Origin of the sequence: Nocardiopsis sp. CC223A, assembly GCF_030766825.1 — a bacterium.
GTDB lineage: Bacteria > Actinomycetota > Actinomycetes > Streptosporangiales > Streptosporangiaceae > Nocardiopsis.
The window spans coordinates 1-23,640 of sequence record NZ_JASFDV010000033.1; the positions used below are offsets into that span (position 1 = coordinate 1).

Sequence of the window (23,640 nt, forward strand, 5' to 3'; positions counted from 1 at the left end):
CTCACACCCGGATTCTCCCGCGGGGGTGCGGGCCCTCGCCGCCGCCCCCGGTGCAGCCGAGGAACCGCAGGTCAGGCGGACGCGTCCGCGTAGGCGTGGGCGTAGGCGAGGACGTCGGCCATGTACTCCGGGGAGCGGTTGTACGTCAGGATCGCCGCCTCCCAGTCCTGCGCGGTGCTCAGGTCGCGGCCGTTCGCGCACAGGTAGCGCCCGGCGGACAGGGCCGCGTCGTCGATCTGGTGCGGGTCGGGCTCGCCGACGCCCGTCGCGGAGGTGCCCCACAGCGCCCAGGTGCCCGGGATGAACTGCATCGGGCCGACCGCCCGGTCCCAGGTGGTGTCGCCGTCCAGCAGGCCGCCGTCGGTGTCGGGGATCGTCCGGGTGTTGTTGGTGCCGTCCAGCGGGATGCCGATGATGTTCACGGTGGTGACACCGTCCGGCCCGATCTCGCCGCCCGCATAGGTGCCGTGCCGCGACTCCACGAACCCGATGCCCGCCAGGGTCGGCCAGGACAGGTTGCAGGAGGGCAGCTCCTCGGCCAGCGCGAGCTGCGCACCGGCGTAGCCCTGAAGGGCCCGCACCGGGATGGTCGTGGCGCCCGACACCTGCTCCAGCCAGTCGTCGGCGGCGCGCGGCCCGGTCTCGGGGGTCTGCTGCTCGTCGGCGCCCGCGGAGGCGACCGGCTCCGACTCGGCCCGGTTGACCTCGGCAGCCCCCGGAGGGCCGGTGAGCTCGTCGTGCGGGGGCGTCTCGATGGTGCCGTCCAGCGGGCCCTCGGCCGCCGACGAGGGCGGCTCCCAGTCGGAGAGCGACCGCGAGACCCGGTCGACCGCGAAGAGCACGCCGCCGGTCAGCGCCAGGCACAGCGCCAGGGTCACGCAGACGGCGGCGAGCGGACCCTTGCTCCGCGTGCCGCGGGTACTCCTGCCCAACGCCCCACCCCTTTCCTCGGAGAATCCCTCGGAGTCGTCGGGTCGTGTGACGCCGACGGCCGGAACATGGTTGCACACGGTCTCCGGAGGCTTTCCCGGTGCACAACGAAAAGCGGGGACGCCCCGGTTCCCCGGCGCGCCCCCGCGACGCCCGTCAGCGGTGCGGGTTGACCACGACCTCGACCCGCTGGAACTCCTTGAGGTCGGTGTAGCCGGAGGTGGCCATGGTGCGGCGCAGCGCGCCCATGAGGTTCATGGAGCCGTCGCTGGTGGACGCCGGGCCGTGCAGGATGGCGGACAGGTCGCCGATGGTGCCGACCTGCACCCGCTCGCCGCGCGGCAGCTCGCCGTGGTGCGCCTCGCTGCCCCAGTGGTGGCCGGCGCCGGGCGCCTCGGTGGCGCGGGCCAGCGGGGAGCCCACCATGACGGCGTCGGCGCCGCAGGCCAGGGCCTTGGCGATGTCGCCGCTGGTGGTCATCCCGCCGTCGGCGATGACGTGCACGTAGCGGCCGCCGGACTCGTCGAGGTAGTCGCGGCGGGCGGCGGCGACGTCGCCGATGGCGCTGGCCATCGGCACCGCCACTCCCAGCACGGAGCGGGTGGTGTGGCCCGAGCCGCCGCCGAAGCCGACCAGGACGCCGGCGGCGCCGGTGCGCATCAGGTGCAGGGCGGCGGTGTAGGTGGCGCAGCCGCCGACCACGACCGGGACGTCCAGGTCGTAGATGAACTGCTTGAGGTTGAGCGGCTCGGCGCGCCCGGACACGTGCTCGGCGGACACCGTGGTGCCGCGGATCACGAAGATGTCCACACCCGCGTCGACGACCGCCTTGTGGTACTGGGCGGTGCGCTGCGGGGACAGGCGGGCCGCGGTGACCAGGCCCGCGTCGCGGATCTGCTCGATCCGGCGGCCGATCAGCTCCTCCTGGATGGGGGCGGCGTAGATCTCCTGCAACCGCTTGGTGGCGGCCACGTCGCCCAGCTCGCTGATCTCCGCCAGCAGCGGCGCCGGGTCCTCGTACCGGGTCCACAGGCCTTCGAGGTCGAGGACGCCCAGACCGCCCAGGCGGCCGATCGCCACGACCGTGTCCGGTGAGGCCACACTGTCCATGGGGCTGGCCACGAGCGGCGTCTCGAACCGGTAGGCGTCGATCTGCCAGGCGATCGACACCTCCTCCGGGTCGCGCGTGCGCCGAGCCGGCACGATGCCGATCTCGTCGAGCTCGTAGGCCCGGCGCCCGTTCTTGCCCAGCCCGATCTCCACCTGAGCCAACGCTTCGATCCCCTCTGACGTGCTGCCCCGGCCGGTGCGACCGGTGCCTTCACTACCGCCGAGAGTCTATCCGCCCCCGGCCCGGGAACGGGTCGGGCCGCCCGGAGGGACTCCGGGCGGCCCGATGCGCGGCGGTGTGTCAGCGGCCGTTGTAGTTGGGCGCCTCGACGGTCATCTGGATGTCGTGCGGGTGGCTCTCGCGCAGGCCCGCGCTGGTGATGCGCATGAGCTGGCCGCGCTCGCGCAGCTCGTCCAGGGTGCGGGTGCCCGCGTACCACATGGACTGGTGCAGGCCGCCGACGAGCTGGTGGGCGACCGCCTGGAGCGGGCCGCGGAACGGCACCTGGCCCTCGATGCCCTCGGGGATGAGCTTGTCCTCGGCGGAGACGTCGGCCTGGGCGTAGCGGTCCTTGGAGAAGGAGCGGCCGCGCATGGCGCCCAGCGAGCCCATGCCGCGGTAGGCCTTGAACTGCTTGCCGTTGATGAAGATGAGCTCGCCCGGGCTCTCCTCGACACCGGCCAGCAGACTGCCGAGCATGACACTGCTGGCGCCGGCGGCGATGGCCTTGGCGATCTCACCGGAGTACTGGAGCCCGCCGTCGGCGATGAGCGGCACGTCGGCCGGGCCGCACGCCTTGGCCGACTCCAGGATGGCGGTGAGCTGCGGGGCGCCCACCCCGGCGACGACGCGGGTGGTGCAGATGGAGCCGGGGCCCACACCGACCTTGACGGCGTCGGCGCCCGCGTCGATCAACAGCTGGGCGCCGGCGCGGGTGGCGACGTTGCCGGCGACGATGTCGGCCCGGGCGTTGGCCTTGAGCTTGGCGACCATGTCGGCCAACCCGGCGGAGTGGCCGTGGGCGGTGTCCACGACGATGAAGTCGACACCCGCCTCGACCAGCAGTTTGGCGCGCTCGGTGGCCTCCGGGCCCACGCCCACGGCGGCGCCCACGACGAGGCGGCCGTCGGCGTCCTTGGTGGCGTCGGGGTACTGCTCGCTCTTGATGAAGTCCTTGACGGTGATGAGGCCGCGCAGGCGGCCGTCGGCGTCCACCAGCGGGAGCTTCTCGACCTTGTTCTCGCGCAGCAGCTGGAAGGCCTGCTCGCGGCTGACGCCGACCGGCGCGGTGACCAGGTTCCGAGTGGTCATGACGTCGCGGACCAGGCGGCCGCGGTCGCTCTCGAACCGCATGTCGCGGTTGGTGACGATGCCCACCAGGCGGCCGGAGGCGTCGGTGACGGGGACGCCGGAGATCCGGTAGTGCGAACACAGGCGCTCGACGTCGGCGAGGGTGTCCTCGGGCTTGCAGGTGACCGGGTCGGTGACCATCCCGGCCTCGGAGCGTTTGACCAGGTCCACCTGGGCGGCCTGGTCCTCGGCGGAGAGGTTGCGGTGCAGGACGCCGGCGCCGCCCTGGCGGGCCATGGCGACGGCCATGCGCGCCTCGGTCACGGTGTCCATGGCGGCGGACAGCAGCGGGATGTTGAGGCCGATGTTGCGGGACAGCCGGGTGGCGGTGGTGGCCTCGCCGGGCTGCATGTCGGAGTAGGCCGGTACGAGCAGCACGTCGTCGTAGGTCAACCCCGGCGGCAGCAGTTTGTCCCCGTAGTCGCCGATGTTCTCCTGACCCATGACACAACCTCCGCTGCTCGCTCCGGCACGCCGGCCCTCCGGCGCGCCCGCGCGGTGCTCGCCCCCGCGTGTCGTCTCATCCTAGGTCGTCGCCCCGGTGGGCTCGGGGGGAACGGGGTGTTCTCCCCGCCGCCGGGGCGAGAAAGTGAGCAGTCTCACTGTTTGAGATGGGACCGTGTGGGGCGCAGCGGATCGACCGCGGGCCGGGAAGGACCTTGCCCAGGTCAACAGCCGTAGGCGTGCGTGTTCTTCCCGGTCCGCCGGGCGCGCGCCATGCCGCCCGTGCGGCGGGCGCGGGTCAGTGGCGAGAACGCGGGGTGTAGCGGACGGGGCCGAGGGCCCGGCAGGGCACGTGCGCGCGGGGGCGGTCGGGGCAGGGGCGGCGCCCGTCGCCCGGGCGTCCGGCGCGCTCAGGGGAGGAGGCGGTTCGCCACGGCCACCTGCCGAAGCCGAGCAATAGCCCGGTGCTGGGCAACCCGTACCGCGCCCGCCGACATTCCAAGTACATGTCCCGTCTCATCCGCTGTCAGTCCTGCGATCACCCTCATGACCAGCAGCCGGCGCTGCTGCTCGGGGAGTTCGTCGAGCAACTCCCGCGCGCGCTGGGCCTCGATGACCCGCACCGCGGACTCCTCCGGCCCGGGCGCCTCGTCGGGGCGGTCCGGGACGGAGTCGCTGGAGACCAGCTCCACCCTGCCCGCGCCGCGCAGGGTGTCGGCCACCTTGTGGGCGGCGATGCCGAAGACGAAGGAGGCGAAGGGGCGGCCCCGGTCCTGGTAGCGCGGGACCGCCGAGAGCAGGGCGATGCAGACCTCCTGGGCCACGTCGTCGGAGTAGTGCGCCAGCCCGGACACCCGGGCCAGCCGGGCACGGCAGTAGCGGACCACCATGGGCCGGACCTCGCGGAGCAGCGAGTCCATGGCGCCGTCCTCACCCCGGACCGCACGCGATCCCAGGTGGTTCAGTCCGGTGTCGCGCGACGCGGGGTCGGGTTCCCCCGGTGTTCCTGGCCGCTGCGCGGTAACGCCCCCCCGGGCGTTTGCATCCGTCACGCTAGTGATCATGCCCCCGTCCGCGGAGTCGACCGCTCCAATCGCCAACTACGGAATGGTTACGTTTTGGAAAATTCACCCCAAAACGGACCAGGGGGCGCGGCCAAACCCGATGTGCGCGTGATAGTGCACACCTTCCCGGACCCCGGGAGCACGCTCGGCAGGCCCCGTCGCACAGGCCGGTGGGCCGGTCCGGGAACACCCCGGGCCGGCCCACCGCCGCCGTCCGCCGACGGAAGGACCCCGTCGGGATCCGTCAGTGGCCGTGGCCGTGGCCGTCGTCGTCGCCCTCGTCCTCGGGCTTGTCCGCGACCAGCACCTCGGTGGTCAGCAGCATGCCCGCGATGGAGGCGGCGTTCTGCACGGCGGAGCGGGAGACCTTGACCGGGTCGATGATGCCCTCGGCGGTCAGGTCGCCGTAGGTGCCCTTGGCGGCGTTGTAGCCCTGGCCGACCTCCATCTCGGAGATGCGGTGGACCACCACGAAGCCCTCGGCGCCGGCGTTCTCGGCGATCCAGCGGGCCGGCTGCACCAGCGCGCGGCGCACGATGCCCACGCCGGTGGCCTCGTCACCGGTCAGGCCCAGGTCGTCCAGGGCGGTGGAGGCGTGCACCAGGGAGGCGCCGCCGCCGGCGACGATGCCCTCCTCGATGGCCGCGCGGGTCGCCGAGATGGCGTCCTCCAGGCGGTGCTTCTTCTCCTTGAGCTCGACCTCGGTGGCCGCGCCCACGCGCAGCACCGAGACGCCGCCGGCCAGCTTGGCCAGGCGCTCCTGGAGCTTCTCGCGGTCCCAGTCGGAGTCGCTGGCCTCGATCTCCTTGCGGATCTGGGAGATGCGGTCCTCGACCTCGGACTGCTCGCCGGCACCGTCCACGAGGGTGGTGGTGTCCTTGGTGACGGTGATGCGGCGGGCGGTGCCCAGCACGTCCACGTCGGCGTTCTCCAGGGTGAGGCCGACCTCCTCGGCGATGACCTGGCCGCCGGTGAGGATCGCGATGTCCTGGAGCATGGCCTTGCGGCGCTCGCCGAAGCCGGGGGCCTTGACCGCGGCGACGTTCAGGGTGCCGCGGATCTTGTTGAGCACCAGGGCGCCCAGGGCGTCGCCCTCGATGTCCTCGGCGATGATCAGCAGCGGCTTCTTGTTCTGGACGATCTTCTCCAGCAGCGGCAGCAGCTCGTTGAGGTTGGAGATCTTGCCCTGGCTGATGAGGATCTGCGCGTCCTCCAGCACCGCCTCCTGGCGGTCGCCGTCGGTCACGAAGTAGGGCGAGATGTAGCCCTTGTCGAACTGGAGGCCCTCGGTGAACTCCAGGTCCAGCCCGAAGGTCGGGGACTCCTCGACGGTGATGACACCGTCCTTGCCGACCTTGTCGAACGCCTCGGCGATCAGGTCGCCGATCTGGGCGTCCTGGGCGGAGTTGGTGGCGACGTAGGCGATGTCCGCGCGCTCCTCGACGGGGCGGGCGCGCTCCAGCAGGATCTCGGACACCTTGACCGCGGCGGCGTCGATGCCCTTCTTCAGGGACATCGGGGAGGCCCCGGCGGCCACGCTGCGCAGGCCCTCGCGGACCAGCGCCTGGGCCAGCACGGTGGCGGTGGTGGTGCCGTCGCCCGCGGCGTCGTTGGTCTTGGTGGCGACCTCCTTGACGAGCTGGGCGCCCAGGTTCTCGTAGGGGTCGTCCAGCTCGATCTCACGCGCGACGGTCACACCGTCGTTGGTGATGGTGGGGGCACCGAACTTCTTGTCGATGACGACGTTGCGGCCGCGCGGGCCCAGCGTCACCTTGACGGCGTCGGCGAGGCGGTCGACGCCACGCTCAAGGGCGCGGCGGGCGTCGTCCTCGAACTCCAGGATCTTCGGCATTCCGGTTCTTCCTTGGTAGGCCTGGCCAAAAGCGAGCATCCCGCCCGCCCGGCGAGGTGCCGACCGGTGCGGGATGCGGTTACTGCTCCGCGCCCGTGCGAACGGGGCGCGTCGAGAACTACTTCTCGACGACCGCGAGGAGGTCGCGGGCGGAGAGGACCAGGTACTCCTGGCCGTCGTACTTGACCTCGGTGCCGCCGTACTTGCTGTAGAGGACGATGTCACCGACCTGGACGTCCAGCGGGATACGGTTCTCGCCCTCGTCGTCCCAGCGACCCGGGCCCACCGCGAGGACCTCGCCCTCCTGGGGCTTCTCCTTGGCGGTGTCCGGGATGACCAGGCCGGAAGCGGTGGTCTGCTCGGCCTCCAGGGCCTTGACCACGACGCGGTCCTCAAGCGGCTTCAGCACGGTCTTGGTGGCGGTCGACACTGTGTGACCTCCCCCTTCAGGATTTCGGTGTCCAGTACTCCGGCTCCGTGCACGTGAGGGCACGGACCGGCTGAGAAAAAGGGGCGACCGCGGCGGCCTGTCGTCGCGGGTGCCAGACCGGCCTCGTCGCGATTAGCACTCTACCCCCGAGAGTGCCAGAATGGAAATGTGACCGTGACCCCTGGTCAGCGGCGCTACCGGACCCGGCCCAGAGCGGGACCGCCCCACCGTGGTGAAGGAGATCCATGCGCGTGCCCGCGTTCGAGGCCCTGCTGACCGACGCGGGCCGGGACGTCCTGGCGTCGGTGGACGCCGAATCGGCCGCCCGGGACGCGCTGACGGCGGCCTCCCGGTTGCGCGAGGACCCGCGGGTGGCCGCCCTCGACCCCGACCTACCCGTTTCCGAGCTGGTGAACGCCGTCCTCACCCAGATTTCGCTGCGTGTTCGCGGACGGGCCAAGTTCGGCGACCTGGCGGACCGGATGTTCTTCACCCCGAACGGCCTGGAGCAGTCCACCCGCCGGTCCGTGGCGGAGTACCGGGCCGAGCGGGTGGCGAAGGCCCACACGGGCCCGGCGGGCGACCTGTGCTGCGGGATCGGCGCGGACCTGCTGGCGCTGGCCGCCCGGGGCGTTCCGGTGGAGGGAGTGGAGCTGGACCCGGCGACCGCGGCGGTGGCCCGGGCCAACATCGGGGCGCTGGGCCTGGCGGACACGGCCCGGGTGCGCGAGGGCGATGTCACGGAGATCGCCCCGGGCCGGTACCCGCTGCTGGTGTGCGACCCGGCCCGGCGCGGCGGGCGCGGCCGGGTGTTCGACCCCGCCGCCTACTCCCCGCCGTGGGACGTGGCGGTGGCCCTGGCCGAGGGGGCGGAGGCGGCGTGCCTGAAAGCCGCCCCGGGCATCCCGCACGAGGCGCTGCCGCCGGGCGCGGACACCGAGTGGATCTCGGTGGACGGCGAGCTGAAGGAGGCGGCCCTGTGGTTCGGGGCGCTGGCGGGCGGGCCGCGCCGCCGGGCCACGGTGCTGTCCGAACGCGACGGTTCGCGCACGCACCTGGACGGGGACTCCGACCCGGGGCCGGCGCCGGTGGCCCCGGCCCGCCGGTACCTGTACGACCCGGACCCGGCGGTGGTGCGCTCGCACCTGGTGGCCGAGGCCGCGGCCCGGGTGGACGGGGCGCTGCTGGACGAGCGGATCGCTTACTTCACCGCGGACACCGCGGTGCGCTCCCCGCTGTGGCGGGTGCTGGAGGTGGAGGAGGTGCTGCCCTTCTCCCTCAAACGGGTCAGGGCCGCGCTGCGCGAGCGCGGGGTGGGGACGGTGACGGTGATGAAGCGGGGTTCGGCGGTGGACACCGAGAAGCTGCGCCGCGACCTCAAGGCCTCCGGCCCGGGTGCGGCCACGGTGGTGCTCACCCGGATCGGGGAGCGGCCCTTCGCGCTGCTGTGCCGCGAACTGCCGGCCGGGGCGGGCCGACCGGGTGCCGCGGCACCGTCCCCGCCGGTCTGACCTGGGGGGATCACCCGGTGTACCCGGGGAGGGGTGGTCACCCAGAGTAGGAACCGAGGTATCGGATCGTTATCTCACAGGGCCGATATCTTTCCCCATCCCCTGGGGGAGGGCGGTCCGGGTCGTTAGACTGGGCCCGCGATTCCCTCCCTTCTCATGGGTCCACCCGGAAGGCCGTGCGTGAGTGATCCGCAACGCGGTTCGATCGACGCTGGCCCTTTGCCTCGCATGTATACACACAGTCACACTCTGATTACATTGAGGCATGAACACCTGCGGGACCGCCGCCCGCCCGGGGACCATCGAGAACCCGACCTGCCCGGAACACCCACCGTCCATTCCCCCGGGCCAGGTGTCGGGAGCGCCAGAGAGAACAAGGAGCACCTCGGTGGAACAGAGCAATCACAACTTCCTCAACGGGGGAGGTCAGGCCGGGATCTCCGACCGCATGCGCGACCTGCTCTCCCAGGCGGCCCACGAGCATGACTCCGAGCAGAAGTCGCAGGGTGCGGTGACCGAGGAGATGCGCCAGCGCCTGGAAGGCATGGAGTGGCTCCTGCGCGAGCTGCGCGAGCGCGAGCTCACCGCCCTCGCCGAGTCCCTCACCGCGGTCAACGGCCGCATCGACGACTTCCTGGCCCGACCGCCGGAATGGGCCGAGACCCTGGCCGAGCACATCGAGGTCGTCGGCCGCCAGGTCAAGCCGCTGTCGGACATGCCGTCCCTGCGCGCGGACACCCACCGCATCGCCGGGCACCTGGACACCGCGCTCACCCGCCTCCAGCGCATGTCGGAGACCGGGAACCGCACCGCCGAGCAGGTCGGCGAGCTGGGCGAGCGGCTGACCACCCTGTCGGAGTCCTTCGAGTCGCGGCTGACCGCCCTCGACGGCGCGCTGTCCGAGCTCAGCGCCAAGACCGAGGCCGTGGAGGCCTCGCTCGCCGCGCTCGCCGAGACCTCCGGCACCCGGCACACCGAGCTCGCCGAGGCGCTGGCCGAGAACCGCACCGCCCTCACCGAGGCCGTCGCGGGCACCCGCGAGGAGCTGTCCACCGCCCTGGGCGAGGCCCGCACCGCGCTGACGGAGCAGGCCGACGCCAAGGCCGGGGAGCTGGCCGAGGCCGTCACCGGCGCCCGCACCGCCCTCACCGAGCAGAGCGACGCCAAGGCCGCCGAACTCGCCGAGGCCGTGTCCGCCGCCCGCGAGGAGCTGTCCACCGCCGTCGCGGAGGGCCGCACCGCCCTCACCGAGGCCCTGGGCGAGGCCCGCACCGACCTGGGCGAGCGCACCGACGGGCTGCGCACGGCCCTCACCGAGCAGGCCGACGCCAAGGCCGCCGAGCTGTCCGCCGCCCTGGCGGAGAAGCACGAGGCCCTGCTCGCGCGCCTCCAGGAGAACACCGGCGAGCTGAACGGCGAGCTGTCCGCCCTGGCCGCCGCCACGGGTGAGCGGCACGACGCGCTCGTCGAGCGCCACGAGGCCCTGGCCGCCAAGGTCGACGGAGGCGTCACCCAGCTGACGACCCTGGCCGAGGAGAACCACGCCGAGGCCACCGCCGCCGTCGCCGACGTCACCGGCGCGGTCACCGCCCTGCGCAAGGACAACGAGACCGCGCTGCTGGACCTGCGCACCCACCTGCGCCAGCGCCTGTCCGAACTGGACGAGCAGCTGGAGCTGGGCCGGACCGAGGCCCGCGAGCGCGCCGAGGCGGCCGCCGAGCGGATGAACGAGTCCTTCACCGAGCGCACCGACTCCCTCGCCTCCCGGATCTCCGAGGACGCCGAGCGGGTCGCCGCCGGCTTCGAGGAGCTGCGCACGTTCGTGGCGGAGAGCGCCGCACGCCTGGCCACCGACGCCGAGGACCGGTCGCAGACCCTCACCGAGGCGCTCACCGAACAGGTCGAGACGCACCGCACCGCCCTGGACGAGCGGCTGGAGCGCCAGCGCGAGGCCCTCACCACCAAGGTGGACGGCCACCTCGCCCAGATCACCGGCAAGGTCGACCACGAGCTGGGCCGCCTCACCGACCGCTTCGACACCTTCGAGGGGCACTTCGAGGGCCAGTTCGAGGGCATCGAGGGCAAGATCGACCGGATCGACGGTCGGATGGACGGCGTCAACGGCCGCCTGGACGGCATCGACGGCCGGGTCAACGGCGTCGAGGGCCAGTTCGAGGGTGTCAGCGGGCACTTCGACGGCGTCGACGGCCGGCTGGAGGCCGTGGACGACCGGCTGGAGGCGCTCAACCAGCGCCTCAACCAGCTCCCGCAGACCATGGAGGTCAGCGAGCTGCACCGCCGCCTGACCGAGCTGGTGGAGCGCCCGCAGATCGACCACGGCGACAAGCTGGACGAGATCGACGAGCACGTCACCTCGGCGGTCACCCCGGTGCTGCGCGAGCTGAAGCAGCGCCCGGACCGGCACGAGCTGGAGGAGACCGTCACCGAGGCGGTCGAGAACTCCCACGACGACATCACCAAGCGGTTCGCCTCCCTGGAGGAGACGGTGCTGGCCCTGGCCGAGGCGCTGCTGCGCCCGGGGCGTGAGGGCGGCTCCGGCGTCCCCACCAAGCGCAAGCGCCGCCGTGACGAAGAGGACGACGACGAGTAGACCGCCGCGCTGAGGCGGGTGCGGGGATCGCGATGAGGGGCGGGGCGCCGGTGGCGCTCCGCCCCTTCCCGTGTACGGAGCCCGGGTCTCCGGGTACCCGGTCAGGACCGGAGCATCTCCAAGTAGTGGGCGTTGTACATGACCCCGAGAACATTGCCGAAAGGGTCGACCACCGACGCGGTCACGAAGCCCTCACCCCGGACGGTGAGCGGCTCGTACTCCTGCGCGCCCAGCTCCAGCAGTCGGGCCAGGGCGGCCTCGACGTCGTCGACGTGCCAGTACACGACCGCGCCGCCCGGGCCCGGCTGTCCGGCCGGGGGTGCGTAGCGGCGGTCGGCGATGCCGAGTTCGTGCTGGTGGTCGCCGGTCCGGAACTCCACGTACCCGGACGGCAGGCCGCGGCCGGGGCGCTCGAAGTAGGGCTCGGCGCCCAGGACCCCGCTGTACCGGCGGGCCGCCTCGGCGACGTCATCGGCCCACAGGGTGACGGTGGTGAGTCCTCGCAGCATGATCGTCCCTTCGTGGTCCCCGCGCGGGGTTCCGGTCGGTGGGAACGACGCTACGGGGAGTGGAGGACGGGTTCCGTCCTCCACTCCCCGGGAATCGAAGGCGTCCTCAAGGCGTGAAGACGACCTTGCCGAACAGCCCGCCGTCGGCCATCGCCCGGAAGCCCTCGGCGGCCCGGTCCAGCGGCAGCACCCGGTCGATCACCGGCCGCACCCCCGTACGGGCGCACATCTCCGTCAGGCCCGCCAGTTCGTCCCGGGTGCCCATGGTGGAGCCGATGACCCGCAACTGGAAGAAGAACACCCGGGTCAGCTCGGCCGGCGGCGCGTCGCCGCTGGTGGCGCCGCAGACGACGATGGCGCCGCCGGGCTTGAGGGCGCGCACCGAGTGCGCCCAGGTGGCCTGGCCCACCGACTCGAACACCGCGTCCACCCGCTCGGGCAGCCGCTCCCCCGTCGGCACCGCCGCGTAGGCGCCCAGCTCCAGGGCCTTCTTGCGCTTGCCCTCGTCCCGGCTCGTCACGTACACCCGGTGCCCGGCCCGTACCGCGAGCTTGACCAGCGCCACGGACACGCCGCCGCCCGCGCCCTGGACGAGGATCGTCGAACCGGGGCGCAGGTCGATCTTGCCGAACAGCATGCTGTAGGCGGTCAGCCACGCCGTGGGCAGGCAGGCGGCCTCCTCGAAGGACAGCTCCGGCGGCTTGGGCAGCAGGTTGGCCCGGGGCACGAGCACCCGTTCGGCGAAGGTGCCGTCGTACTTCTCGGACAGGATCGTCGGGCGGCCGGCGCCGTCCTCGACGACGCCGTGGACGATGACCTCGTTGCCGTCCTCGTCGGTCCCGGCGGCGTCGCAGCCCAGGATCATCGGAAGGCGGTCGGCCGGCAGGCCGACGCCGCGCAGGCTCCACAGGTCGTGGTGGTTGAGGGAGGCGGCCCTGACGTCGACCACGGTCCAGCCGTCACGGGGCCCGGGGTCGGGGCGCTCACCGGCTTCGAGCGCGGAGAGGGGGTCGTCGAAGGAAGCACGTGCTGCTGTGATCGCGAACATGCCGGTAGTCGACCACATTCACCGAACCGAGTTCTAGCCCGGAGGGGAACGTGTTCCGCGTGGCGTGCGGGCGGGTCGGGATGGCCGGATGCGGACATCGGGGACGGGGAGCGGTGGACGTCCGCGCAGATGGGACGCGGCACCTCCGGGAGCGGGTGGCGAACCGGACCTTCCGGACACTTGCGGCGATCGGGCGTACACGCTTTGCTGTCGGATGCCTTCCCGTCCGCCCCCAGCCGAAGGAGCCCCCGTGTCCGGTTTCCGCAAGAGCACGGTCGTCGCGCTGCTCGCCACCGTCTTCCTCTCCATGGGTACGGGCGCCGCACTGGCCGCCCTCCGGGAGGTGCCCGCAGGCGGCGGCACCTGGCGCTACGGCACCCAGAACGGCACCGCGCACTCGCAGTACCTGCACAACACCTTCTGCCACACGGCGACCGTTGCACGCAAAAACACCAGTGTGAAGGACTCGGAGAAGGCCGATCCTCGTATCTGGGCACGTGCCTCCCTCGCGGACAGCCCGTTCCATGTCGAGGAGTCCTTCTACAACAGGTGCTGAACGAACCCTCGCCTCACTGATCCCCTACGTACAAGGGGCCGCAGAGGCGGTCCCTCCCGCTGAGAGGTCCCGTGCACCGTATCCTCGCCTTCGTCCACACCGTGGTGATCGCCATGGCGATGCTCCTGGGATTCCTCACCATGGCCGCGATGCACCGGTACAACGATCTCGGGCCGGTCCACTACGTGGGTGTCGACGGCAACGAGGGCGGCGCGAGTACGGAAGAGGTCGTCGCCGCCCTGACCGCCCTGTCCGAGGAACGACCGGTCGCTGTCATGGCCACCCGAGCCGCCCCCCGTGACCTCGATGGGGGCATGGAGCTGTACGTGCTCTCCTCCGTGCCCGGGAGCGATATGCGCTCCTGGGCGGAGAACGGGTACCCGAACTTCACACCTGTGCCGCAGTTGCGGGTCCATGCCCTGGCAGAACTGGACGAGGACGACCCGCGCGGCTCCTACTGGGTCGAGGGCACGGCGGCCGACGCCGAACTGGTCCTCGGAACCCTGGAGTCGGTCGGCCTGTCGGGCGAGATCGACCCGGCCCTCTCGGTCATGGCCCGTTACCCGGGCACCATCATCTTCAACGAAGCCCTCGGCACCATGCTGTTGCTGGTCCTGGCCTTCGTCACCGCCACCACGGGCGCCGGTGTGCTGCTCAACGCCCGCGCCTACGGCGTCAGACGCCTGCACGGGCACTCCTACGGACGCATCCTCGCCGCCGACCTGCGCGGAGTCACCCGGGCCTGGCTGCTCCTGGCCCCCACGAGCACGGCCGCGTTCGCCGTCTTCCTGTGGTGGTACAACGGCTTCGCCCGGGTGGGGGAACTGGCGGCGGTGACCGCCGTCTTCGCGGTTCTGCTCCTGGCCGCGGCGCTGGCCTCCCACGCCGCCGCCCTCGCCCTCCTACACCTCACCGCCGTACCCACCGCGATCAAAGGAAGGCTGCCTGTGCGCAGCGTCGCGGTGTCGGCGTACGCGGTGCGGATCGCCTCGGTGGCACTGGTCCTAGTCTCGGCGACCGCCACCTTCACCTACGGGGAGCGGGTCGCCGAGCACCAGGCCGGACTCGACTCCCTGACCGGTACCGAGGAGATGGGGGCGCCCCGCATCGGAGGCGGCGCCGACATGGAGGAGTCGTTCGAGGCCTACGAGACCATCGTCGGCCCCTGGATCGTGGACGCCGACGCACGTGGCGAAGTGATCATGGTCGAGCAGAAACTCGCACAGGACGTCCTGACTCCTGAGGTGCGGGCCACCGGCATAGACGTGCTGTCAGTGAACGAGACCTACCTTGCGCACGCAGGCGTCGATGTCGGTGAGGCCGCACTCTACGGGCCCGGAGTACGCATCCTGGTGCCGGAATCCCTGACCGGATACTCCGACCATCTGGTGAACGGGGTCCAGTACGGGGCCGAGTACTCCGCCGCCGAGGAGCACCGCGACGGCCCGGTCACCGTCCTCACCTACCCCGACGGCCACACCTTCCCCACCTACGCCACGACCTCGGACCTGACATGGAGTATCCGCCCCGTCCTCACCGACCCGGTCGTCATCGTCCACCCGCCGGGGTACTTCGACGGAGGGATGTACGCCACCATCGCCTCCGGCGGCGGCATCGTCTTCCTCGACGGGGACGCCGCTGCCCGGGACGCCGCCGAACCCCCGCTGTCGTCCTACATCGTTGCCGTGGAATCCATCCCCGAGCGGGCCGCCCTCGACCATCACCGCTGGTTGGGGGACCTGCGGATGAACGTGTTCAACCTGGCGGCGTCGGTCGCGGTGCTGGCCCTGACCTCCGTCGCCGCCTGCCTGGTGTACACCCGGGCGCGGGCCCAGCACATCTTCGCCCGGCACATCTCGGGGTGGTCGTTCGCGGCGACGCACCGGGGGTTCCTGCTGGTGGAGGTGGGACTGGTGGCGCTGTTCGTCGGCTACGCGGCCAAGGGGCTGTGGGACGCACTGGCGGATTTCAGAGTCATCGAACTGGGGGTGTTCGAGTCGGACGTGGTGCGGGCCCAAGCACAATTCGCGCTGTCCGCGGCGATCGGCGTCGCCGTGTTGGCGATCGTGCTGGGGGTGCTGGCGTACTTCCACCGCCGGATCGTCCGGGAAGGCGCGTCCCAGGCCTGATCACGGGTTCTGGAACACGAAGGAGAGGGAACCGCCGAGATGGCGACGACGACCCATTGCGAGCTGCGCGGTGTGCGCAAGGAGTACGGCGGACGGGCCGTGCTCGACGGTTTCGACCTCGCGGTCGGGGCCGGGGAGATGGTGGCGGTCACCGGGGCCAGCGGGTCGGGCAAGTCCACGGTCCTGAACCTGATGGGGCTGCTGGAGGCCCCGGACGGCGGCGAGGTCCGCCTGCTAGGCGAGCGCGCACCGCGGCCGCGCAGCCGGGGTGCGAAACGGTACCTGCGCTCGCACCTGGGGTACCTGTTCCAGAACTTCGCGCTGATCGAGAGCGCGACGGTCCGGGAGAACCTGGAGGTGGCGCTCGCCTACGCGCCGGGGGGCGGGTCGAAGAAGGAGCGGATGGCCGAGGCCCTGGAGCATGTGGGGCTGGCGGGAACCGAGGAGCGGAAGGTGTTCTCGCTGTCGGGCGGGGAGCAGCAACGGGTGGCCATCGCCCGGCTGATGCTCAAGCCGTGTGAGGTGGTGCTCGCGGACGAGCCGACGGGGTCGCTGGACGCCGACAACCGCGACGTGGTGCTCGGGCTGCTGCGCGGGATGAACGAGGCGGGCCGGACCGTCGTCATCGCCACCCACGACCGCACGGTGGTGGAGGCCTGCGGCCGCGAAGTGACCTTGGCCCACAGCGGCCTCTGAGGGTTTCCTTCCCGGGACCGACCGGAGGCGTCGTGCCCCCCCGCCACAACGGCGACCCCTCACGCAACCGGGGCGCCCGGCCACAACCGGAGGGCGCCGCGCGACCCGGGCCGCAGGGGGTTGTCCACCCGATCGGGGCGCCCGGCCGGTCTGTCTGTGTCCTCTCCTCCTTGCTTTTTAACGCTGTGGGGGTGAGGGGTGGCCTGTCCGGGGTCCCGGTCCTGCCGGAGGCAGCATCATCTCCTTCGGCTCCAGGGGTCCGGCCAGGCGTTCCCTCAGTCCCGGACCCGGGGGTTCCCACCCGACCGGGACGGCCCGCCACAGCCGGAAGGCGTCGCGCGGCCTGTGCCCCGGGGGTTCCCACCCGGCCTGGGGCCTCAGCCCCAGCCCGGTCACATCCCTGGCCGCCCCCGCCCCAGGGGGTGGAGGCCGCAAGAGTCCTCCCGTCCCCGCCCTAGGGGGTGGAGGCCGCAAGAGTCCTCCCGCCCCGCCCGAAGGGGGTGTCGGTAGAGCGGAACGGAACCCCGGCCGCAGGGGGTGAGAGGAACGTGGAGGTTTCCAGGACGGTCACCGCTTGGGAAGGGCGGTCTGTGGGCGCTGTCTCGGAAGTGTTGTGCTCCACCGGTCACCGCTTGGGAAGGTACAGACCCGGGCCGGGCGTCGACCCGTCCCCGCGCAGTCGGCGCCCGGCAGAGCGCCGGGCGGGTGCGTTGGGCTCACGCCCCGGGTGGTGGGGGTGCGCTTTCCGGGGACGGGTCGGTGACCGGCAGCACGCTCAGCCACACATGTCCACGGAGAGAACGCTGTGACTGGAAACAGGCTATTGCTCAGACCTCGCTTGTCACCTCAGCCGCCTGCCGTAGTGACCCCGGCCCCGATCGCCCTCCCCGACCCCAGAGGGTGAAACCCCCGCCTCCACCGCCACCCACGGCCACAGAGAGTGACCACGTCCACGTTTTTGGTGGTGCCGGTGGCGATGGTGCCCCGCCTCCCGAAACCCCCCTGCCCTCTGCCTCTTGTCCCGTGCCTTCAGGCCTCCTGTGGCCGTCACCCCCGTGCGGCGGGGGTTCTGGTCCTTCCTTCCGAGACCCGGGAGCCAGGGCCGCAGGGATGAGCGCGGCCCGCACCCCCAGCGGCAGGGGTTCCGGTACCTGCCGCCTCCACCCCCTGAAGCGCGGGTGGCGGTTCTTCCTCCCTGTCACCCCCAGCGGTGCGGGAGGGCAGTGCCGGCCGGGGTTGCACCGCCTGTGGCCAGGGTGACAAGCGAGGTCTGAGCAACCGCGGCTTTGCAGTCACAGCGTTCTCTCCGTGGACATGTGTGGCTGAGCGTGCCGCCGGTCACCGACCCGTCCCCTTGAACCAACCCCCACCACCCCGGGCGTGCTTCGAACGCAACCGCCCAGCGGCCTGCCGGACCTCGTACGCGGGGACGGATCGACGCCCGGCCCGGGTCTGTACCTTCCCAAACGGTGACCGGTGGAGCACAACACTTCTGAGAGAGCGCCCTCACACCGCCCTTCCCAGATGGCGGGCGACTTGGAAACCTCCACGTACCTCTCACCCCCTTCGGCCGGGGCCCCAGTGGCGTGACACGGCTATGGCTGAGGCCCCGGGCAGGTGGGAAACCCCCCGAGGCGGAGGCCGCACGACGCCCTCCGGCTATGGCTGAGGCCCCGATCGGGTGGGAAACCCCCTGGGCCGGAGGCCGCACGACGCCCTCCGGCTGCGGGGACGGGGGATACGCGGAAGTACAGCCCGGAGATCGGTCACAGATTCCAAGGAGGACACCTCGGCCCATGGACGTGGTTGCCCAGGGCCGGGCTGTGGAAGCGAAGAGTACCTTCCGCCGCAGGAGGAATGAGCATGGCCATTGCCACGTCAGCGACGGGCGTTGACCCACAGGCTGGGCAACGCGCCGCCGTTGCAGAGGTGCCGGTGGAGGGCGTCGAAGGCGCGGTCCGCCCGGCGCAGGAGTGCCGCGGTGTCGGCTCCGGGGTCGGCGGCGTCGCGGAGGAGGGAGGAGAGGCGGTCGAAGAGTTCGTCGGCCCGCTCCCGCTGGGCACGGGTCGCGGGACGGTCGGTGCGCGTCGTGGCGGAGGTGCGCGGAGAGGTCATCGCAGGGTCCTTGCCTTTCTTGCGGGTGATGGGAAGGCGCCGGGGCAGTGGCCCGGGAACGCGGTCGGCGACCGGAGCCGGTCGGGTACGGGGTGCGGTGAGGCGGGCGAAGTCGGCCCACGTGAGTTCGCCGTGGCCGTTCACAGGCGGCCGAGGAGTTCGGCGACGAGGTCGCGGGCCAGGGTGTGTTCGCTGCCTTCCGGCGCGATCGGGACGGTGACGCGGGGGTCACCCGGCATCGTCCGCCACCAGTGGCGGTCGGAGTAGCGGACGTCCACCCGGCGTCCCGCGTGCTCGGCCCGCACCGATCCCGGAAGGTCGCCGTCCGTCACGGCGATCCCCCGGCGGCGCAGCGCCGAGTGCAGCGCCATGACCGCCATTGCGGTGTCACTTGCATCAGGGAGGCGTGCTGTGTCGCTCATGAAACCCATGGTGAACAGCACCGACAAGATCCCATAGGGTTCGGGACCACACGGGATTTTGCGGTTTCCCCACGGAATCAGTTGGACACCATAAGCACATGACCCCCAATCTGTTCGCAGACACCCTCACGCGATACCGCGAGGTCGCAGGGCTGACACAGAAACAGCTCGCTGCGCGCGCAAACGTCAGCCCGTCATCGGTCAACCGCTGGGAACTAGGACATTCAGACCCTAAGCGCGATAATGCAGAAAGGCTGGACAAAGTCCTTTCCGCGGGCGGGAAAGTGCTATCCGCCTGGCAGGCGCACACCAACGGCACCGGCTTGCCGGACTGGGCCCGGGACCTCGCGGCGATCGAGGCGGCAGCCCGCCACCTCATGCTGATAACCCCGGCGGCGACGCCCGGCATATTGCAGTGCCCCGAGGTCGCCGCCGCCGTCTTCCGGGCCGGACTACCGGCGGCGAGCCCGGAAGAAATCGCTCGTCTGGTGTCCCTACGCTGCGAGCGGCTCACAGAACTGCCCGACCTGCGCGTCACTGCCGTGTTCCCCGCTGCCGCCGTGTCGGGCTTGCCCCCGACCCTCCGAACCGCCCAGGCGCGAGCGCTGCTCACCTGGGCGGAAACCGACCGGGTGATGCTGCATCTGGTGCCCGAGGGAACCACGTTGTTGGTCCCTGCTGCGCCTCTCATGGTTTTCCGCCTGCGCACGGGTGATCTCGCGGTGGTGAGCGACCATGCGGACGGTAACGTGATCCATGAGGCGGACTCTCACGACCGGCTATCCGTAGAAGCCACCGCCGCCATAGGGGCCGCGCTCCCGCACCAGGCCTCGCTAGAAGAACTTAGGAAGCACACGACATGAGCAACCCTGCGGACTGGCACAAGTCCAGCTACAGCGCCAACGGGGCGAACTGCGTCGAAGCGCGCGAGTCCGCCTACGGCGCGGACGTCCGCGACACCCAGCATCGGGAGGCCGGACACCTCAGCTTCGACCGCACCGAGTGGTCCGCCCTCCTCGCCGGCGTCCGCACCGACCGATGATCCGGGCCACGGCCTTCGCCGCCCCGGCCCAGCCGAGATCCCCCGTCTCGGCAAAGACCGACGACCGGCCCTTCCGCGGCCCGAGCCCCCGTCCTGGAATTCCAGGTCGGGGGATTTTTCGTACCCGGATGACCGAATAGAACCTTTAATGGCAATAGCCAGAAAAATTCCCGCAAGCGAGTTCACCTGCACAGACGCCGGTCCGGGAAAAATTTCTGGCACTACTCGGGCCTAAATGGCCCTATCGTCTTTGCCATCGCATAACCTCAGCTCGACAACCGAACACAGTGACCCCGCGACGCTTAGGTAGCGCCCGGGGTCGTGGCCAGCAATTCCCAAACCTTGAACTGATCGGATTGCCGACGTGGCTCAGTCTAGTGCCGCGCTTTTGAGCCGTGCCCTGCGCCTGCTCGAAGCGCTCTTCTCCCCTCCCCGCGGGCGCCACTCCCGAACCCGCATCCTCGGTCTCCGCCGCAGGTCAACGCGCGTTCGCCGCTACGCCGCGAACCCCGGACCCGCCCGACGTTCCACCCTGCGCCTCCCCGCCGACCTCGCCCCGCCCGCCGAGATCGTCCCGGCCGAGGACGTCGCCCTGGTCCGGCCCTACTACACCGCCCACGAGCGCTCCCTCGCCGAGGGCGACGATGCCGATCGCGTCCAGGCCCAGGCGTGCGCCCGCCTGGCCCGCTGGACCAACGACACCACCGAGCCCCCCGCGCCGCCGCGCATCCCCGCGCAGCGCCCCGCGCCCGCCGGGGACCTGCTCGCCCCCACCGCTCCCGAGCCTGTGCGTGTCCGGGACCCGTTCGTGCCGCCGGACCTGGCCGACCTGGAAAAAGCCGTCCGCACCTGGGTCGCCCAGCAGGAGCGCCACCGCGCGCAGGCCCAGGGGGTGGGGGTGTGACGAACGTTCGCGCCTGGCCGCCCCGCCGCTACGCCGGGAAGGCGTCCGAGCTGGCCCGGATGCGCACCGACCTGGCCACCGACCTGCACGGGTTCGCCGCCGACACCGTGGACGCGGTGGTGCTGTGCGGCAGCGAGCTGTTCACCAACTGCCTGCGCTACACCGCCTCCGGGCGCGGCGGCGGGCAGGTGATCCGGACCCTGTGGGCGATCGGTGACCGGGTCTGCGTCGGGTTCACCGACGACGGCGACACCAACGGCCGCATCCCGCAGATCCCCTACGCCCGCACCGTCGAAGAGTGGGCTTTGGCCGAGGGCGGCCGGGGCCTGCTGCTGATCGAGGCCACCGCCACCGTGTGGGGCCACCGGCCGGTGTGCGAGTGCTGCGACCTGGGCCGCCACACCTGGGCCGCGTTCACCCTCCCCGACCCGCCCGACCCGCACGGCCCGCCCGAGACCGCATGAGCCTTCCGGGCCGCGGACACCCCGTCCGCGGCCGGTTCCCCCTCACATCCACGACGAACGACCGAGGAGCCAGATGCCGAGTCGATCCCATGAGATCCCGCTCCGGCTGATCCAGAACAGGCCCGAGACCGTCCCGGTCCTGCTCCGCGAAGCCCTGGGATACCCGGTCCCCGACCACACCGAAGCGGTCCTGACCTCCTCGGTGCTCACCAACTGCGACCCCAAGGAATGGAACGCCGACGGCGCGGTCCTGCTCCGCGACGGCGACCACCCCGTCCTGGCCGTGGCCGTGGAACGCCAGAACCGCCCCGACGACCGCAAACGCTTCAGTTGGCCCGCCTACCTGGCCACCCTGTACGGGCGCCTGGAGTGCCCGACCGTGCTCATCGTGCTGTGCCCCGACGAGGCGACCGCACAATGGTGCGCACAGCCGATCGAGACCGGTCACCCCGGATTCACCCTCCGCCCGCTGGTGATCGGCCCCGACACCATGCCGGTGGTGGTCGACCCCGCCCAAGCCCGCGCCCTGCCCGAACTCGCGGTGCTGTCCGCGCACGCCCACGGCGGGCACGACGGGCGGGTGTTGCGGGCGCTGGTGGAGGCGTTGGATTCCGCTGGTGAGACGAACCGTCCGTTCTACTATGACTATGTGCTGGCCGGTCTCAACGAGGCGGCCCGTAAGGAGCTGGAGGGCTTGATGTCCGTGGACACCTACGAATGGCAGAGCGACTTCGCCCGCAAGTACGTCGGCATCGGCCGCGAAGAAGGCCGTGAGGAAGGCCGCGAGGAAGGCCGCGAAGAGGGGGTCGCCAACAGTGTGCTCCGCATCCTCAACAAGCGGGGACTGACCGTCTCCGACGACGTCCGCGAACGGATCCGGTCCTGCGACGACCTGGACACCCTGAACTCCTGGGTGGACAGGGCCCTGGACATCGACCGCGCCGAGGACCTCTTCGACTGATCCGTGTCGGCCGCAGGCCCCGGATCGGCCTGCGGTCCCGAACGCACGGAGCGCCCCCTCGCCGAGCGAGGGGGCGCTCCGCCGTTCCGGGCCGCCCACCCGGCGTTCCCGTCCGCGGCCCCCGTGAAAAGGTGAGGGGCGGACACGGAAGGAAGCACACCACATGACCACGACCTCCGACAGCAGGCACGACCGGCTCACCATCGGGCTCTCCCTCGCCGGGACCTGGCTCAAGGGGCACTCCTGGCGGCGGCCGGACAGCCGTGTCGAGGATCTGTACGGCACCGACCTGTACGTGGACCTGGCCCGGCGTGCGGAGGCGGCCGCGCTCGACTTCGTGTTCAAGCCCGACTCGCTGTTCGTGGACCCGGACGGGCTGGCCGAATCCCCCGGGTTCAGCAGCCTGGACCCCACGGTGATGCTGGCGGCGATCGCCCGGGAGACCTCCCGGATCGGCCTGGTCACCACCGTGTCCACCACCTTCAACCCGCCCTACGTGGTGGCCCGGCAGCTGATGTCGCTGCACCGGATCAGCAACGGGCGCGCGGGATGGAACATCGTCACCTCCCTCGACGGGCAGCACAACTTCGGCGTCGGAGAGATGCCGACCGCCGAGGAGCGCTACGCCCGGGCCCGCGAGTTCACCGAGGTCGTGCGCGGGCTGTGGCGGGGCTACCCGGCCGGGTCACTGCTCGCGGACCGGGAGGCCGGGCGGTACGCCGACACCGGCCGGGTGGAGGTGCTGGACCACGACGGGGAGCGCTTCTCCGTGCGGGGGCCGCTGACCGTGCCGGGCGACCCGTCCGGCGAGGTGCCGCTCTTCCAGGCGGGCGCGTCCCCGGTGGGGCGGGCGTTCGCGGCGTCGGTCGCCGACGCCACCTTCGCCGCCACGCCGGACCTGGACGCGGGTGTGGAGCTGCGCTCCGACCTGCGCCGCCGCGCCGCCGAACTGGGACGCGACCCGGACGCACTCCGGGTGCTGCCGGGGCTGAGCCTCTTCCTGGGCCGCACCCGCGAAGAGGCGCTGGCGCTGCACCGGGAGGCGCACGCGCACCTGGACGACGCCCGCCGGTACGCGGCGGTCGAGGCGGTGCTGGGGCTGGACGTGTCGGGGCTGGCGCCGGACGCGCGGGTGACCCCGGAGCTGCTGCCGCCCGCGGACACCCCGGTACGCAGCCGCACCCACGCCGACCTGCTGCGCCGCCTGGTGGAGCGGGAGCGGCCGACCGTCGCGGACCTGCTGCACCGGCCCGAGGTGGTGGGGTCGGCGCACTGGGTGGTGGTCGGCACGCCGGACGACGCGGTGCGCGAGATCGGAGAGCGGTTCGCGGCGGGTGCGGCGGACGGGTTCATCGCCCTGCCGGGCGGGTCGCTGGGCTCGCTCGACCTGTTCCTGGACGAGGTGGTCCCGGCACTGGTCGACAAGGGCCTGTTCCGCGACTCCTACCGTGGCACCACCCTGCGCGAGCACCTCATCCCCGGCGCCTGACG

The 23,640-nt window shown here is 71.7% G+C and carries 21 protein-coding genes; 11 read left to right on the top strand and 10 right to left on the bottom strand.

Annotated elements, in window-relative coordinates; genetic code table 11:
- Positions 1–71: 71 nt before the first annotated feature.
- From QJS33_RS15150 to groES, 6 genes are all read right to left on the bottom strand, one after another.
- Complete coding sequence (locus QJS33_RS15150; RefSeq protein ID WP_306368615.1) at positions 72–932, bottom strand: lytic transglycosylase domain-containing protein; 861 nt, start codon at positions 930–932, stop codon at positions 72–74.
- Positions 933–1,086: 154 nt separating this feature from the next.
- A complete protein-coding gene (locus QJS33_RS15155) occupies positions 1,087–2,193 on the bottom strand; it encodes a GuaB3 family IMP dehydrogenase-related protein (protein WP_306368669.1) in 1,107 nt (368 codons plus the stop codon).
- Between the two features lie 148 nt (positions 2,194–2,341).
- The gene (guaB, locus tag QJS33_RS15160) at positions 2,342–3,835 is read right to left on the bottom strand and encodes an IMP dehydrogenase (protein WP_306368616.1); all 1,494 of its coding nucleotides are present in this window, start codon (positions 3,833–3,835) and stop codon (positions 2,342–2,344) included.
- Between the two features lie 410 nt (positions 3,836–4,245).
- Positions 4,246–4,887, bottom strand: coding sequence for a sigma-70 family RNA polymerase sigma factor (locus QJS33_RS15165; RefSeq protein ID WP_372339668.1), 642 nt, complete (start codon positions 4,885–4,887; stop codon positions 4,246–4,248).
- Positions 4,888–5,143: 256 nt separating this feature from the next.
- Complete coding sequence (gene groL, locus QJS33_RS15170; RefSeq protein ID WP_306368618.1) at positions 5,144–6,751, bottom strand: chaperonin GroEL; 1,608 nt, start codon at positions 6,749–6,751, stop codon at positions 5,144–5,146.
- A gap of 118 nt (positions 6,752–6,869) precedes the next feature.
- Positions 6,870–7,181, bottom strand: coding sequence for a co-chaperone GroES (groES, locus tag QJS33_RS15175; RefSeq protein ID WP_220564839.1), 312 nt, complete (start codon positions 7,179–7,181; stop codon positions 6,870–6,872).
- Between the two features lie 245 nt (positions 7,182–7,426).
- Between groES and QJS33_RS15180 the strand changes: the two genes are divergently transcribed.
- On the top strand, positions 7,427–8,692 hold the full coding sequence (locus tag QJS33_RS15180) for a class I SAM-dependent methyltransferase (protein ID WP_306368619.1): 1,266 nt from the start codon (positions 7,427–7,429) through the stop codon (positions 8,690–8,692).
- 388 nt (positions 8,693–9,080) lie between these two features.
- Complete coding sequence (locus QJS33_RS15185; protein WP_306368620.1) at positions 9,081–11,303, top strand: hypothetical protein; 2,223 nt, start codon at positions 9,081–9,083, stop codon at positions 11,301–11,303.
- Positions 11,304–11,404: 101 nt separating this feature from the next.
- On the opposite strand, the gene QJS33_RS15190 is transcribed toward QJS33_RS15185, so the two are convergent.
- Complete coding sequence (locus QJS33_RS15190; protein ID WP_306368621.1) at positions 11,405–11,812, bottom strand: VOC family protein; 408 nt, start codon at positions 11,810–11,812, stop codon at positions 11,405–11,407.
- Positions 11,813–11,918: 106 nt separating this feature from the next.
- Positions 11,919–12,860, bottom strand: a complete 942-nt coding sequence (locus QJS33_RS15195; RefSeq protein ID WP_306368622.1) for a zinc-binding dehydrogenase — start codon at positions 12,858–12,860, stop codon at positions 11,919–11,921.
- 250 nt (positions 12,861–13,110) lie between these two features.
- Here QJS33_RS15195 and QJS33_RS15200 point away from each other — a divergent pair, with 250 nt between their 5' ends.
- From QJS33_RS15200 to QJS33_RS15210, 3 genes are all read left to right on the top strand, one after another.
- Positions 13,111–13,416: a lactococcin 972 family bacteriocin gene (locus tag QJS33_RS15200; RefSeq protein WP_306368623.1), complete on the top strand. Its 306-nt coding sequence runs from the start codon at positions 13,111–13,113 to the stop codon at positions 13,414–13,416.
- A gap of 71 nt (positions 13,417–13,487) precedes the next feature.
- Entirely contained in the window at positions 13,488–15,545 is a 2,058-nt protein-coding gene (locus QJS33_RS15205; RefSeq protein WP_306368624.1) for a hypothetical protein, read from the top strand.
- A 39-nt stretch (positions 15,546–15,584) separates the two neighbouring features.
- Positions 15,585–16,241 carry an ABC transporter ATP-binding protein gene (locus QJS33_RS15210; RefSeq protein WP_306368625.1) on the top strand — a complete coding sequence of 219 codons (657 nt, stop codon included), beginning with the start codon at positions 15,585–15,587 and terminating at the stop codon, positions 16,239–16,241.
- 1,878 nt (positions 16,242–18,119) lie between these two features.
- Here QJS33_RS15210 and QJS33_RS15215 read toward each other — a convergent pair.
- Both QJS33_RS15215 and QJS33_RS15220 read right to left on the bottom strand, forming a co-directional pair.
- The gene (locus QJS33_RS15215; RefSeq protein ID WP_306368626.1) at positions 18,120–18,356 is read right to left on the bottom strand and encodes a hypothetical protein; all 237 of its coding nucleotides are present in this window, start codon (positions 18,354–18,356) and stop codon (positions 18,120–18,122) included.
- Between the two features lie 140 nt (positions 18,357–18,496).
- A complete protein-coding gene (locus tag QJS33_RS15220) occupies positions 18,497–18,778 on the bottom strand; it encodes a hypothetical protein (protein ID WP_306368627.1) in 282 nt (93 codons plus the stop codon).
- 98 nt (positions 18,779–18,876) lie between these two features.
- Here QJS33_RS15220 and QJS33_RS15225 point away from each other — a divergent pair, with 98 nt between their 5' ends.
- From QJS33_RS15225 to QJS33_RS15250, 6 genes are all read left to right on the top strand, one after another.
- Positions 18,877–19,641: a Scr1 family TA system antitoxin-like transcriptional regulator gene (locus QJS33_RS15225; RefSeq protein WP_306368628.1), complete on the top strand. Its 765-nt coding sequence runs from the start codon at positions 18,877–18,879 to the stop codon at positions 19,639–19,641.
- Entirely contained in the window at positions 19,638–19,820 is a 183-nt protein-coding gene (locus QJS33_RS15230) for a DUF397 domain-containing protein (protein ID WP_306368629.1), read from the top strand. The genes QJS33_RS15225 and QJS33_RS15230 overlap by 4 nt, the downstream gene beginning before the upstream one ends.
- A 364-nt stretch (positions 19,821–20,184) precedes the next feature.
- Positions 20,185–20,724, top strand: coding sequence for a hypothetical protein (locus tag QJS33_RS15235; protein WP_306368630.1), 540 nt, complete (start codon positions 20,185–20,187; stop codon positions 20,722–20,724).
- The gene (locus QJS33_RS15240; RefSeq protein WP_306368631.1) at positions 20,721–21,188 is read left to right on the top strand and encodes an ATP-binding protein; all 468 of its coding nucleotides are present in this window, start codon (positions 20,721–20,723) and stop codon (positions 21,186–21,188) included. Before QJS33_RS15235 ends, QJS33_RS15240 begins: the two co-directional genes overlap by 4 nt.
- Before the next feature lie 73 nt (positions 21,189–21,261).
- On the top strand, positions 21,262–22,149 hold the full coding sequence (locus QJS33_RS15245; protein ID WP_306368632.1) for a hypothetical protein: 888 nt from the start codon (positions 21,262–21,264) through the stop codon (positions 22,147–22,149).
- Between the two features lie 163 nt (positions 22,150–22,312).
- The gene (locus tag QJS33_RS15250) at positions 22,313–23,638 is read left to right on the top strand and encodes an NtaA/DmoA family FMN-dependent monooxygenase (RefSeq protein WP_306368633.1); all 1,326 of its coding nucleotides are present in this window, start codon (positions 22,313–22,315) and stop codon (positions 23,636–23,638) included.
- Positions 23,639–23,640: the final 2 nt, after the last annotated feature.

Bases quoted from the DNA above. Each gene is read 5' to 3' on its own strand.
- guaB (WP_306368616.1), bottom strand. From the start codon at position 3,835: ATGGGTCAGGAGAACATCGGCGACTACGGGGACAAACTGCTGCCGCCG.
- groL (WP_306368618.1), bottom strand. From the start codon at position 6,751: ATGCCGAAGATCCTGGAGTTCGAGGACGACGCCCGCCGCGCCCTTGAG.
- QJS33_RS15180 (WP_306368619.1), top strand. From the start codon at position 7,427: ATGCGCGTGCCCGCGTTCGAGGCCCTGCTGACCGACGCGGGCCGGGAC.
- QJS33_RS15190 (WP_306368621.1), bottom strand. From the start codon at position 11,812: ATGCTGCGAGGACTCACCACCGTCACCCTGTGGGCCGATGACGTCGCC.
- QJS33_RS15195 (WP_306368622.1), bottom strand. From the start codon at position 12,860: ATGTTCGCGATCACAGCAGCACGTGCTTCCTTCGACGACCCCCTCTCC.
- QJS33_RS15210 (WP_306368625.1), top strand. From the start codon at position 15,585: ATGGCGACGACGACCCATTGCGAGCTGCGCGGTGTGCGCAAGGAGTAC.
- QJS33_RS15215 (WP_306368626.1), bottom strand. From the start codon at position 18,356: ATGACCTCTCCGCGCACCTCCGCCACGACGCGCACCGACCGTCCCGCG.
- QJS33_RS15220 (WP_306368627.1), bottom strand. From the start codon at position 18,778: ATGAGCGACACAGCACGCCTCCCTGATGCAAGTGACACCGCAATGGCG.
- QJS33_RS15225 (WP_306368628.1), top strand. From the start codon at position 18,877: ATGACCCCCAATCTGTTCGCAGACACCCTCACGCGATACCGCGAGGTC.
- QJS33_RS15230 (WP_306368629.1), top strand. From the start codon at position 19,638: ATGAGCAACCCTGCGGACTGGCACAAGTCCAGCTACAGCGCCAACGGG.
- QJS33_RS15245 (WP_306368632.1), top strand. From the start codon at position 21,262: ATGCCGAGTCGATCCCATGAGATCCCGCTCCGGCTGATCCAGAACAGG.
- QJS33_RS15250 (WP_306368633.1), top strand. From the start codon at position 22,313: ATGACCACGACCTCCGACAGCAGGCACGACCGGCTCACCATCGGGCTC.